Source organism: Saccharobesus litoralis (assembly GCF_003063625.1).
GTDB classification, from domain to species: domain Bacteria; phylum Pseudomonadota; class Gammaproteobacteria; order Enterobacterales; family Alteromonadaceae; genus Saccharobesus; species Saccharobesus litoralis.
Genome location: NZ_CP026604.1, coordinates 2729555 through 2743878, shown reverse-complemented (window position 1 = coordinate 2743878; position 14324 = coordinate 2729555). Strand labels below are relative to the sequence as shown.

The 14324-nt window shown below is 43.0% G+C and carries 7 protein-coding genes; 6 read left to right on the top strand and 1 reads right to left on the bottom strand.

From position 1 onward, the window contains the following. Window positions 1–16 precede the first annotated feature (16 nt). The 3 genes from C2869_RS09655 (at window position 17) to C2869_RS09645 (ending at window position 4223) form a co-directional block, all read left to right on the top strand. Window positions 17–1258, top strand: coding sequence for a malic enzyme-like NAD(P)-binding protein (locus tag C2869_RS09655; protein WP_108602736.1), 1242 nt, complete (start codon window positions 17–19; stop codon window positions 1256–1258). 305 nt (window positions 1259–1563) lie between these two features. Further along, the gene (locus tag C2869_RS09650; protein WP_108602735.1) at window positions 1564–3096 is read left to right on the top strand and encodes an alpha-L-fucosidase; all 1533 of its coding nucleotides are present in this window, start codon (window positions 1564–1566) and stop codon (window positions 3094–3096) included. Between the two features lie 326 nt (window positions 3097–3422). After that, the gene (locus C2869_RS09645) at window positions 3423–4223 is read left to right on the top strand and encodes a CLCA_X family protein (RefSeq protein ID WP_108602734.1); all 801 of its coding nucleotides are present in this window, start codon (window positions 3423–3425) and stop codon (window positions 4221–4223) included. A 282-nt stretch (window positions 4224–4505) separates the two neighbouring features. On the opposite strand, the gene C2869_RS09640 is transcribed toward C2869_RS09645, so the two are convergent. Then, window positions 4506–5486: a ThuA domain-containing protein gene (locus C2869_RS09640; protein WP_108602733.1), complete on the bottom strand. Its 981-nt coding sequence runs from the start codon at window positions 5484–5486 to the stop codon at window positions 4506–4508. A 469-nt stretch (window positions 5487–5955) separates the two neighbouring features. On the opposite strand from C2869_RS09640, the gene C2869_RS09635 reads away from it, so the two are divergent. From C2869_RS09635 to C2869_RS09625, 3 genes are all read left to right on the top strand, one after another. Beyond that, entirely contained in the window at window positions 5956–6588 is a 633-nt protein-coding gene (locus C2869_RS09635; RefSeq protein ID WP_228710809.1) for an OB-fold-containig protein, read from the top strand. 224 nt (window positions 6589–6812) lie between these two features. Then, window positions 6813–8816 carry a flotillin family protein gene (locus C2869_RS09630; protein ID WP_108602732.1) on the top strand — a complete coding sequence of 668 codons (2004 nt, stop codon included), beginning with the start codon at window positions 6813–6815 and terminating at the stop codon, window positions 8814–8816. A gap of 311 nt (window positions 8817–9127) precedes the next feature. Then, a complete protein-coding gene (locus tag C2869_RS09625; RefSeq protein WP_108602731.1) occupies window positions 9128–14269 on the top strand; it encodes a DNA repair ATPase in 5142 nt (1713 codons plus the stop codon). The last annotated feature ends 55 nt before the right edge of the window (window positions 14270–14324 follow it).

The following is a 14324-nucleotide window of genomic DNA, read 5'->3' as shown; positions in this document are numbered from 1 at the left end:
ATTGATAGGATAAAAAATGACTGACTTTCGTCAAAAAGCATTGGATTACCACGCCAAACCGACGCCCGGTAAAATCAGTATAGAACTGACAAAACCAGCAGAAAACGCCGCCGATTTAGCATTAGCCTACAGTCCAGGCGTCGCAGAACCGTGCCGCGAGATAGCCGCTAACCCAGAAGAAGCTTATAACTACACGGCCAAGGGCAACTTAGTTGCAGTCATTTCCAATGGTACTGCAGTTTTGGGCTTAGGCAACCTTGGTGCTTTGGCCTCCAAACCGGTTATGGAAGGTAAAGCCTTATTATTCAAACGCTTTGCTCATTTGGATGCGATTGATATCGAAGTCAAACATCGCACCACTGAGGAGTTTATCAATACAGTTGCCAATATTGCCGATACGTTTGGTGGTATCAATTTAGAAGATATTAAAGCGCCAGAATGTTTTGAAATAGAACAAGAGCTTATCAAGCGCTGTAAAGTGCCTATTTTCCATGACGATCAACACGGTACCGCTATTGTTACAGCGGCTGGCATGCTGAACGCATTAGAGATCCAAGGTAAAGATATTCGCGATGTGATCATTGTGTGTATGGGTGCCGGTGCAGCAGCCGTAGCCTGTATGGAATTGCTAATAAAATGTGGAGCCCAACGCGAACGCATTTATATGCTAGACCGTAAAGGTGTGATCCATACTCGCCGTGAAGATTTAACCGAACACAAAAAGCTATTTGCCAACAATACCGACCGCCGGACATTAGAAGATGCCTTGCAAGGTGCTGATGTATTTGTTGGGGTATCAGGTCCTGATGTGTTACCACCTGAAGCGTTAAAATTAATGAACAACAACCCTGTAGTATTCGCTTGTTCAAACCCTGATCCTGAAATAAAACCAGAGCTAGCGCATGCAGCTCGCGATGATCTAATAATGGCGACAGGACGCTCTGACTACCCTAACCAAGTCAACAATGTACTGTGTTTCCCGTTTGTATTCCGTGGCGCCTTAGATGTTCGCGCATCTGTGATCAACGATGAAATGAAGGTTGCTGCGGTTAATGCCATTCGCGAGATCGCCAAGCAAGCTGTTCCGGAAGAAGTGATCAAAGCCAGTGGTGCCGATAAGCTAGAGTTTGGCCGTGACTATATAATCCCTAAACCTATGGATCCGCGTTTACTTAAACGCGTCGCTAAAGCGGTTGCTGTCGCAGCTGTAGAAACAGGTGTAAGTCGCATTGATTTGCCTGACGGATATATGGACTAAGGCCTACTTTCTGATTATAAGGCTCAAGCTCGCTTGAGCCTATTGTCGACTTCACACCAAGCCACCATATCAAAATGGTACAAATAGAAATCAATTTCATTAATTCTGTTCTTAGCTAGTATTTAGTTAAATTTAGGGTGTGTTCAAATATTTTTGATATAGCCAAGCCCGCATTTACACAACAAAAATCCTTTAAAACAGGATTTTACAACATTTAAAAATCAAATAAACACAAAATATTATTTTGACAACAAAAGTGGTAATTGCCACACTTTGCTTAACTAATAGCACTAATAGAAAACAACATGAATAAACTCAATTTAACGCCACTTAAGCTATCCATAGGCTTGTCATTGAGTCTGTCTGTGGCAGGGTTAATAGCAGGCTGCTCTCATCTAGCACCAAATACAGATGCACATGCAACTTCAGGCCAACAGACAACCAAGGTTTATTTGCCAACTTGGCAATCGACAAAAACGCACAAAACACCAAACTGGTTTTTAGATGCCAAGTTCGGTATTTATTTTCACTGGGGGCCATACTCAGTTCCGGCCCATAAAACCGAATGGTACTCAATTTGGATGTATCGCGAGGGCCATCCTATTCGTAAATACCATGAAGAAACCTACGGCAGCCTAGATAAATTTGGCTATAAAGATTTTATTCCCATGTTCACCGCCGAACATTTTGATCCACAAGAATGGGCGGAATTATTTGCCAAATCAGGTGCCAAATTTGCTGGCCCAGTTTCTGAACATGCCGATGGTTTTGCCATGTGGGACAGCGAGATTACACCTTGGAATGCCAAGGATATGGGCCCCAAACGCGATGTGGTAGGCGAAATGGCCAAAGCAATCCGCGACCAAGATATGAAGTTTATCGCCACATTCCATCACCAATGGAAATACGCTTGGTATCCAACTTGGGATGAAAATACCGATGCGTCAAATCCCAAATACGAAAAGCTTTATGGCCCTAAAGTTCCAAAAGGCACCTTTGTGTTAGCCAACAAACCGACTAATCCTTTACCAGATAAAGCGTTTAATGATGATTGGTTAGATCGCGTTAAAGAAGTGGTCGACAAGTATGAGCCTGACTTAGTGTACTTTGATAACAAAATGGACATCATTAGTGAGCAGCACAGGCTAGATATGCTTAGTTACGTATATAACGCAGGTGTTAAACAAAACCGTGATGTGATGGTTACCTATAAAGGTGAAGATCTCGCCAAAGGCTCTGCCGTATTAGACTTAGAACGCTCACGCATGAGCGAGAAAAAAGACTTTCCATGGATGACCGACGATTCTATCGACTGGAACTCTTGGACTCATATCGCTAACCCGAACTACAAAACAACTAATCGCTTGATCGACTTTTTAGTCGATGTTGTGAGTAAAAATGGTGCAGTTTTGCTAAATATCACGCCAACTGCGCAAGGGGTCATACCACAACAGGTACGTACTCGATTACTGGAAATGGGCGAATGGTTAGAACAAAACGGTGAAGCCATATATGGCACCCGTACTTGGCATACTTATGGTGAAGGGCCAGCGAAAGTCGTAGAAGGTCACCTAAGTGAATTTAAGAACAAGGACAATACAGAAAAAGACATTCGCTTCACCACCAAAGACGGCGACCTTTACGCCATAGTTTTAGATTGGCCAACCGAACCCGTCACCATCAAAGCGTTAGCCAAAGGTAAGCACAAAGTTAGCAGCGTTAGCTTATTGGGTAGCGATGAGAAAATCAGCTGGAACCAAGATGCTGATGGTTTAACCATCCAAGTACCTAAATACCAACCCGGTAAACACGCTTTTGCTTTTAAGTTGGATATTTAAGCTTATTATCTAGCTTGAACAGGCCTAATAAGTCTGCTCAAGCTGTCTCTCAGCATGGTTATAACGTTCGATAGAAATAAGCATTCTGACGTTTAAAAGTTTGATTTATAATTCGATTTTTCATCCTGAATAGTTCGATAAACTCAGCATAAACTAATAGTCGAAGAAGTGGGCTTACCTTTGATAAAATGAACCCTTCGACTGCTGCGCGCTCAGGGTGAAAAGCACTCTACACTACCGCAATTAAAAGTTGGCCTACATCATTATCATCATACTTCTGCTATCCTATCCCCATCGTTAGCCCGTCAAACTAAAATCAGATTACTTTGCAACAACCTGCTAAAACCAACCGGCTTAAACGCGGTTATTACCGTACAGGCCCTAATCATAGGCAAGACCAAGATGTTAGCTTTACCGATATTCGCCAAGAGTTTGGTTTTCGCTGTATTCGATTAGGCAAATGGGTAACCAAACAAGAACAACAAATCGCCGCCAATCTTATTTTTGATGCCTTGGCGGATCTCGCGCTAATTCTGCAAGTGCCTAGGCAAGTGATTTCCCTACGCAGTACCCTGTCTTTAGCTTTTGGTACTGGTGGCCAACGCCACAATATGGCGCACTATAATGTCGGCACCAAAGAATTAGCCTTGGCTAAAAATGCCGGTGGCGGCGCTTTAGCACATGAATGGTTCCATGCTTTTGATCACTATATCTGTAGTAAGTTCTTGCAGTTGCCTAAATCCAAATTTGCATCGCATGCTTGGTTATTAGGTGAAGAAAAGATCGATCACCCTTTAAACCAAGCTTTGCAAAAAGCTTTCTCGCATATTTTCTTAGATGCGAGTAAAAAGCATAAATCGAGTCGTTATTTTCAAGTCGCCGCACAAGTAGATAAACAACTTAATCAGGTTTACTACGCCTTACCAGAAGAGATGTGTGCCAGAGCGTTTGAGGCTTATATTCAAGACAGTCGATTAAGTAACGAGTTTCTGGTTAAAGGCACAAAACAGTCTGATGAAGCTAAGGTTGGGCTGTACCCGTTAGACGAACATAGAGTCGAAGTGGGAAGGTATTTTAGTGAATATTTTGCTTTGCTAGGTAGATGTTTGGCGAATCAAATGTCGTAGGTGAGACTTTGCCTGCATGGATAGCAGGTACTTAAGATTTGTCGGGAACAAAATCTTGTATGCTTGCGAACCTGCCAAATATCGTAGGCGAGCATTTATGCTTGCGAACCCGCCAAATATCCCATCTGACAGTATGCATTTTCATCCATCTTCCCCACCTAATTTGGCGGTGACAACTAAGAATTAGTCATAAAGCATGCGTTGGTCGAATAAATTCAACCCTACAAGGTGGGGGGAATGTCGAAAACTATCAGCAACAGCCATCGACATTCCTATAAGAGTTTACTTGGCTTGATTCAATGCAAATTTACGTGAAACACTTTGAGTTTCAGTTGGGAAATCAGTCGGTACAGGAATAGTCACTTTACCCGTTGCTGCCCACTCAGTACCACGTAGGAAAGTAGTAATAAAACCAACACCTTCAAAAGAATAATCAGCATGACCTAAAGTCGAGTGGAAGATACGACCTTTGCCATAATCAATCGCCATTAATACTGGCTCATGGCGCTTAGATTTTTGATTATCGTACGCGGTTGCCAATACCGTCATGTTTTCAGCTGGACCACGCAATTTACAATACAACTCATCTTTGGCATGTAACCATTTTTCCGGAATACCTTGCATAATAGGGTGACTGGCATCACGGGTTTGCACAACAAATTTATGTTGTTTACCGTGGCCACCGCCACCGCCTTGGCTCATATCACGCACTAGCTTACCGTTATCATCATAATATACATAAGGGCCATCTTTATGATTACGACCACCCCAGCCGCCAAGGCCGATCATCTTGTTATAGGCTTTCCATTTAGGGAATGAGTTATCTGCCGCATGCACAGACACTAAACCACCACCATTGCTCATATACGCTTCAAAAGCTTTTTCGGTGGCTTTAGGCCAGTTGGCCGCTTTCCAACCAAAGTTTGATACGACAACCTTGTATTCAGCAAAATTAGGTACGAAGGTAGGATCTGATTTCGGCTGCTTTAAATCTTGATAATTTTTGCCATCGTTCAGTGGAAACTGCTTAACCAGCTTGCCACCTTTCCAAGTATTAACCGTTCGATAAATATCAACTTCAAATAAACCAGTCTCTTCTAAGTACTGCTTCATCATAAAGGTCGTTTTGGGCCAATGACCATGGTTATTCTGGCCATCAACAATAAGTGCTTTTATTTTTTTAGCTGGTGCTTCAGGTGCAGATCCTGTGCTCATACAGGCAACTAAACTCAAACTTGCCAATAATAGGAGTAGTTTTTTCATATTTCTCTCAATCAAAATTAGTTTCGACTAGTGTGTAAAGTAGTGGGGCTTGGTCCAGACTGTTTTGCTTACTTCCTTGCAAAAAGGCCCTAGTGCGCATCGGCTTGAGTATCGTATTAACCCCAAATAGGGAAAATACATTTTTTTTACATGCAAACAACATTAATTGTATTCACACATTTTTTACAGACCGAATTGTCACATTTTAGGTATAAAATTTGTCAGCCAGAATATGTTATATCGACATAACGGCCAAAAACCATTGACATATTATGTCAATAAAAATAACCTTATTTGAGTAGGTTAAATATTAAAGAAGGTTGCTTTAGCGCATCCTACATATAATTTAGTCTGCCACGAGTGCTTATGCTAGCCACTGGTAAAGATTAATTCCATTTAACAGAAACTCTGTTAACAAGGCGTTAAAAATAAGGTACATTCACTAACCCATAAAGGAGTGCACTTATCTATGATGACGGACATGTTTTTAAACGAAGTATTTAGCTTCCCTCTCAATATTTTCTCTACCCTATTCGTCATATTGCTACTTTTTTGGTTGGTATCATTTTTAGGTTTAGTCGATATCGAAATTATTGATCCAGATATCGAAGTCGATACTGATGCTGAGTCAGGCCAAACCTCATGGTTACAAAAGTTGGGGTTAGATGGCGTACCTTTGATGGTAGTCATAACCCTAATCGATTTTTACGCCTTAATTTTTGCTTACTTGGGGCGTAAGTATCTAATGCCGTTAGCAGATGAAATGCTAACCGCAACAGCTATGGGCAGCTTATTAGCCATGGCTGCAGTTGTAATTGCTTTACCATTAACCACGCTCAGTGTTAAACCACTGCGCCGCTTCTTTCATACCCATGAAGCGGTTAGCAAATGTGATATTACAGGCACCATTTGTACCGTAACAACGTTAAAAGTGACAGAAAGCTTTGGCCAAGCCATAACCGAAGATGGCTCCATGGTGTTAAGTGTTAGAGCCGATGAGCCAAACACTATAAGCAAAGGCGAGCGCGTGGCGTTAATTAGTTATGACAACAACAAGGACACCTACCTTGTTGTGACCGAACAACAATTATTAAATCAGTAAAAGTATAGTCAAAGCGTATTAGAAAAAAATTGAACAACTAATACGCAAAGGATTAAAAAATATGGTCATACCAGCGAAAGCTGGTATCTAGTGACTTTATTAAAATAAGCGGATTATCAACAGTCAAACTCGTCAGCTTATTCCTCTTAAAGCCACCGGATTGAAGCTCTAGCTTCAATGACTAACAAAACAACCAAAAATTAATGTAAGCGAAGGAGTTTTATATGGAATTAAGCAACGGTTGGGAATTCTGGGTTGCACTGGCAGTCGGTGTATTTGTATTTGGATTAGGTATTATCTTTTTCTTAGCAAGCCTCTACCGTAAGGTTGAACAAGGTAAAGCTATGATCGTTAATACCATGCGCTCTGAACCTAAAGTAACCTTCACTGGTTCAGTGGTTGTGCCGGTTTTCCATAAAATGGAAATCATGGATATCTCATTAAAAACTATCGAAATCGACCGTAACGGTACCGATGGTTTGATCTGTAAAGATAATATTCGCGCCGATATTAAAGTGGCATTCTTCGTACGCGTTAACAAAAACCGCGACGATGTATTAAAAGTTGCTCAAGCCATAGGTTGTGAACGCGCGTCTAACCAAGCAACGCTTGAAGATTTGTTTAACGCTAAATTCTCAGAAGCGTTAAAAACCGTAGGTAAATCACTCGACTTTATCGACCTTTATGCCAAACGCGATAACTTCCGCGACATGATTATCGATAACATTGGTACTGACTTAAACGGTTATGTTTTAGAAGATGCCGCCATCGACTACCTTGAACAAACTCCAATCAACAAGCTAGATCCAGACAATATCTTGGATTCACAAGGTATTCGTAAGATCACCGAATTAACCGCAGAGCAAAACATTCAAACTAATATATTCCAGCGCGAAGAAGAAATGAAGATCAAGCGCAAAGACGTTGAAACCCGCGAAGCTATTTTAGAACTTGAACGTCAACAAGCCGATGCTGAAGCTAAGCAAAAACGTGAAGTTGAAACCGTTCAAGCACGTGAACAAGCAGAAACCGAACGGGTTAAGCACGAAGAAAAACTAAAAGCGGAACAAGCTCGTGTACAAGCTGAACAAGAGCTTGAAGTGCAAGAGCAAAACAAACAGCGTGAAGTTGAAGTGGCTGAAAACAACAAACAACGCGCTGTGGCAATTGAAGAAGAGCGTGTGATTAAAGCGCGCGAACTTGAAAGAATTGAGCGCGAAAAAGAAACCTCGCTACAAAAAATTGCCAACGAAAAATTGATCGAACACGAGAAACGCGAGATTGCCGAAGTGGTGCGTAGCCGCGTAGAAGTTGATAAGACTGTGGCACAACGTGAAGAAGAAATTAAAGAACTTCGTGTAGTATCAGAAGCCGATCGTCAAAAACAAGCGCAAATCATTGAAGCAGAAGCCAAAGCCGAGCAAGACTTAGTACGCGAAATCAAAGCAGCACAAGCGGCCGAGAAATCAGCTGAATTCACCGCTAAAGAGAAAACCATGCTTGCTCAAGCTAAGCTAGAAGTGGCAGAGAAAAACGCCTTAGCCCAAAAACGCGAAGCCGAAGGTTTAGAAGCCCTTAAAGCGGCAGAAGGTTTAGCGCAAGCCAAAGTCATGGAAGCCAAAGCCATTGCCTCTGAAAAAGAAGGTATGGCAGAGGTTCGCGTAACCGAAGCTCAAGCCGATGCAGTTGAGAAAACAGGGTTAGCAAACGCTAAGGTACTTGCTGAGAAAGCCGCTGCCGAGGCGGAAGGTATGACTAAGAAATTTGAAGCCATGGCAACTATGTCTGAGCAGCAGCGTGAACACGAAGAATTCCGCATGAAGCTAGACAAGCAGCATGAGCAAGTATTGCAGTCTATCGAAGCCAATGTCGGCATTGCTAAAGAACAAGCTGTTGTACTGGCCGAAGCACTTAAGCAAGCCAATATCGATATTGTAGGTGGCGATACCGCTTATTTCGACAGCTTTGTTAAATCGTTATCTGTGGGTAAATCAATTGACGGAACCATTAATAAAAGCCATACCTTAACCACAGCCTTTAAAGACCATTTCAACGGCGATGCCAGCTTTGTGGAAGACGCCAAAGAACTAGTCGCGGGTTTTGGTAGTGCCTCTGGTGAAATCAAAGACACCGCCACCACAGCATTAATTGCTAAATTCCTGCAAAACGCAGATAAAAACCCAGAGCTAATGAACCTTATTTCATCAGCGGTAGCGGGTAAAAAGTAAAGTTGTAGGTCGAGGCTTGCTTAAGGCGCCTACTTTTGGCGCCTCGACAAGGGTTATAAATAACCCTTTGGGTGCTTATTTAAATTAAATAGTTTGCTAAATCCTTTGTAGGTCGAAGCTGCTGCTTCGTCATCGTTTCAAATACGACGCCAGCGTCGAACCTACAATAAACAGCCAAGCCATTAAGCTAATTAGCTGATTTAGTAGGTACCTCCCCTTGTCGAACGCACCTACAAATAACCTTGTAGGTCGAGATTTATCTCGACAATGCTCGCCCACAAACATAATGAATTTAGCAAGAGTCTGTATTTATGTCAGAACCTAATTCAATCGAAAACCTTGAAGAAAGCGTTTTAGATTCAGCTGTCACCCAAGGTGGCGCTTATGAAGTGATCTGCGCACGTCTTAACGAACAAGCGCAACAGCTGAAAAACCAAGTTGATGCTTTAAACCAAGCGCGTATCGACGAGTTTGGTCAAGCTCCACTGGAAGTGGCTAGCCGTATTCGAGTGCGTACCGAAAACAACTGTGTAGCACGCGATATTGTTCGAGTTGGCGACTTATTATTATTTGGTTACAACGTCTTTATTGGTCTTAAAAAAGAAACCCAAGTCAGCGATGTATTTAGCTTATACAAGCTTAGTAATGCCGACGATAGCTCTTCACAACAACAGAAAGTGGATATTCAAGATGTACCTATCGACGGTACCTTTTTAGCCGATGCAAAATTCCAGCAAGAATTCCAAGAGCTTTATATCTACTACAAAAGCTCGCGCTTGATCCAATTAAAGGTGCAAGGCGAGCAACTATTTGCCATTTTCCAAATTGGCCGCCAAGTTACCGATATTCGCGTCTTCCAGTGGCAAATCAATAAAGATGGTACTGCCACTTATATCGATAACCGTGGTGAGCGGGCAATCAAAAAGTCGGCGTCGCATGACTTTGAATGGCAAGCCGTATCGCGTGAAGACCATGTATCCGGTAAGCATCCACATATCAGTATTCTGGATAAAGTATTTGTTGAAACTGTGGGTGGCGACCTGACCATCAAGGTTGAAGACAATACCGAAGATGGCCAAGGCATTTATCGTGAACCTGTCGAAGATAAAACCCAAAGCTTAGCCGACGCCCAGATCCATTACGCCGAAGTCGGTAGCTTGATCTTATTAAAGATCCAACCCTATCGGGAAAAGCAGATCCGCTATTTGGTGTTTAATACCCGCAACAATCAAGTCAATCGTATTGATGCAATTGGCTCCGCGTGTATTTCGTTACCTGAAGATCACGGTATTATTTTCCCGGGTGGTTACTACCTGCAAAATGGTGAAACCAAATCTTTCCCTGATCAAATTGAAGGGCTGGCATTTAAACGAGCGATCCGCTCACCAAATGGCGAAGATGTCTTGTTCGTATTCTACGAGCCAGAAGAAGGTTTAGTCGGTTTATTCTCGTATAACCTGATCCGTAAAGAGCTGCAAAACCCAATTTACGGTCATGGTTACTGTTTATATGAAGATGGCCAAGCGCTGATCTTTAGTGCCGAAGAAGAGCCAACTCGCGTGCATCCAATGCAAGTGTGGAATACCCCCTACTTCAGCCAAGAGTTTGCCGCTAAACAGCCGAGTAAAGATACTTTTTACAGTCGTATCGGCAACAAAGAGTTAGTGCGTGGTATTAGTGAGCTAACCAGCTTACATCGCATGATCCAAGATCCGAATCCAAGTCGCCGCTTGTATGAAGATTTAATCGCTAACAGTAAATCATTATTTGATGCGTTTTACTGGTTAGATGACGAAGAACTGGCGGGTATCGGCAATACAGTTCGCGAAATAAGTGGCAATGCCGATCTAGTGATCGACGAGTTTGTTAAAGTTGAGCAAATTCGTAACCAAGCGCAAAAAGCCTTAAGCGAAGCAGAAGAAAAACAGCAAGCCATCATCAGCAGTATTCGCATTCCAGATTGGAAACTACCCGAAGAATATGTGGCCTGCCTAAACGAATTGCGCCAACAGCGTGGTCATTTGATTAGCTTAAAAGAACAACGCTATATCAATACCACACGTTTGCAGCAGCTTGATGATGAAGTCGCCGAACGTTATGACGAAGTTAGCCAAGCTACGGTCACCTTTTTAGCCGGTGATAAAGCGCTAGCCCCATACGATACGCAGATCAGCGAACTAAAAGACAAAATAGAACACGTCGAATTAGTGGTAGAACTGAAACCACTTAACGACAAGCTAGCTGAATTATCCGCAGGCTTAGATCTATTAACCGAGATCCTTAATACCTTAAAAGTCGAAGATGCCACGGTACGCACCCAGATCTTAGATGATATATCCGAGATCTACGCCCAGCTTAACCAAGTTAAAGCGCTTGGCCGTAATCGTCAAAAAGACTTGGGTTCAGGCGAAGCTGTTGCTGAGTTTGCCGCACAATTCCGTTTGTTCGGACAAAGCATTAATAGTGCGTTAGCCATGGCGGATACGCCAGAAAAGGCCGACGAACAGCTATCTCGCCTGTTAGTGCAATTAGAAGAACTAGAATCTAAATTCAGTGAGTACGATCAGTTCTTATCCGATATTCTAACCAAGCGTGAAGAGTTACACGACGCGTTTGAAAGTCGTAAACAAACCTTATTGGAAGAACGTCAGCGTCGCGCTCAAAACCTGCAAAGTGCCGCCGAGCGGATTATCAGCGGGGTTAACCGTCGTGCTAGCAGTTTCCAAGATACCGATCAGTTAAATACCTATTTTGCCTCTGATCCTATGGTGCTTAAACTCGGTGAACTGACTCAGCAACTACGTGATTTAGATGATCAAGTTAAAGCTGACGATATTGAAGCCAAGGTAAAAGCCGCCAAAGAACAAGCCATTCGTAGCCTGCGCGATAAGCAAGATATCTTTGAAGATGGCGGTTCGGTGATCAAGCTAGGTAAGCACAAGTTTAGTGTAAACTCACAAGTCTTGGATCTCACCTTATTACCGCGTGAAGGCAAAATGGTTAAGCATCTAACGGGTACTGACTATTTTGAAGCGGTTAACGAACCAGAAATTACAGAACTAAAGCCGTACTGGCAGCAAAATCTGGTATCGGAAAACGACAAAGTCTGTCGCGCCGAGTATTTGGCTTATCAAATCATTCAAGATGCCGAACAGCAAGTACATGGTTACTGCTTAAAAGACTTGTACGGCTGGGTTGCTGAGCAAGATAAATTGGTCGATGTGGTACGTAAATTTATCGCGCCGCGTTACCAAGAAGGTTACGAAAAAGGTATTCATGACAATGATGCGGTGAAGATCTTATCTGCGTTATTACCGATTCACCAGCAAGCAGGCCTATTGCGCTTTAATGCCGATTGTCGAGCCTTAGCCGCACTATTTTTGCAATTCGATGCACAAGTACAAGCCAAGCAAACTATTTGGCAACGTCACGCACAAAGCGCCGCATTGTTGGCAGAATCGCTTGGCAGTCGCCAAGGTTTTGAACAGTTAATTTCAGAGCTAAACAGCGCCTTGCAAGCCTTTAGCTTGGCCTTCGGTTTAGCCGATGACAGCAGCTTAAACAAAAAGCTGTGTTTAGATGCCGCTAATTACCTTAGTTTAGAGCTAGCTAAGCCTGAATTAAACCTTGAGCAAAGCCAAGCCGGTCAGCAACTGGCTAATCAGTTTGTTGAATATTTGCAGCAGATCGGTCATCACAAAGACTATGTCACTGCCATGACTCAGTTTGCCGAGTTAATAGAACAAACCCGTTTAAAGTCGAAAAAAGTTCAAACGACAGCAAACAGCATTAGTGGTCTTAAAGAACAATGGCAGTTATGTTTGTCTTGGCTCAGCGCTTTTGTCACAAAACAAGCAACTAGCGAAACTGAAGGTTCGGCTGCGAGCCAACATTATTTGACCGAAGCGGCGGCTATCTTGATCTGCCAATCACTGCCACGAACCGTGACTCAGGTACAACTTGATGCTCAGGTACAAGGCTTATTAAGTGATCATAAGCGAGTTGAAAGCGGCACCTTAGCACTAACTCTGGATGAATTTAGCCAACGCTTAGCCGAATTTAGTCTGCAAGACGTTGCTAACTTTAATCGCTATCATGAGCTAAGACACGAGTTGGTCGAACGCTATCGTTCTGAACTGCAGTTAGAAGCCTTTAAAGCCAATCCGCTTAGTTCGTTCGTGCGTAACAAGCTTATCAACGATGTCTATTTGCATATTATTGGCGACAACCTCGCCAAGCAGATGGGTACAGTAGGTGATAACAAACGTACCGATTTAATGGGCTTGTTGTTACTTATTTCACCGCCAGGTTACGGTAAAACTACCTTAATGGAATATGTGGCTAATCGCCTTGGTTTGGTGTTTATGAAAATAAACTGCCCGTCGTTAGGTCATGATGTCACCTCACTGGATCCAAACCAAGCACCAAATGCGACTGCCGCCCAAGAGCTAGAAAAACTTAACCTAGGCTTAGAGATGGGTAGCAATGTCATGCTGTATTTAGATGATATTCAGCATACTCACCCAGAGTTTTTGCAGAAGTTTATCTCGCTGTGTGACGGTACGCGCCGTATTGAAGGTATTTGGCAAGGCCAAAGCAAAACCTATGATATGCGTGGCAAGAAGTTCTGTGTTTGTATGGCGGGTAACCCATACACAGAATCGGGTGACGTATTTAAAGTACCGGACATGCTTGCCAACCGTGCCGATATCTACAACTTAGGTGACGTATTGGGCGGTAAAGAAAAGCAGTTCGCCCTGAGTTATATCGAAAACAGCTTAACCTCGAATCCTGTGCTAGCGCCATTAGCGCTACGCGATATGGATGACGTATATAAGTTTGTCGATATGGCACAAGGTGCGGAAATCGCCAGCACCGACTTAAGCCATGATTACAGTGGTGCCGAAGTAAACGAGATAGTTTCTGTCCTTAAACATATGCTAGCCATTCAGGAAGTGATCTTGAAAGTTAACCTGCAATATATTGAGTCAGCCGCTACCGCGGAAGAGTACCGCACCGAGCCGCCATTTAAGCTTCAAGGTTCATACCGAAATATGAACAAGATGGCGGAAAAAGTCTCGTCGGTAATGAACCATGACGAACTGATGCGTTTAATTGGTGATCACTATGTTGGTGAGGCGCAAACCCTAACCTCGGGCGCGGAGGAAAACCTATTAAAGCTAGCGCAGTTACGCGGACAAATGAGCGAAACCGAACAGGAACGTTGGCAATTAATTTGTAGCCGCTATAACCGTAAACAAGCTTTAGGTGATGAATCCGATCCTAAGCAGCAAATGGCTAATCAACTCGCTGCCGTGGCACAAACCTTAGGTGATATTCAGAAAAACCTTAGTGGTAATGGCACAGATTTAGTTGAGCCAATTAACGAAATAGGCAAAGCGATGCGTGCTTTAGGCCGAGCTTGGATGGGTTCACCAAAGGCCGATAAGTAAGTCTAAAACTTGGCTGTTTTTCAGCCTAAAATAGAAAAATAGACTTACAGCCCTT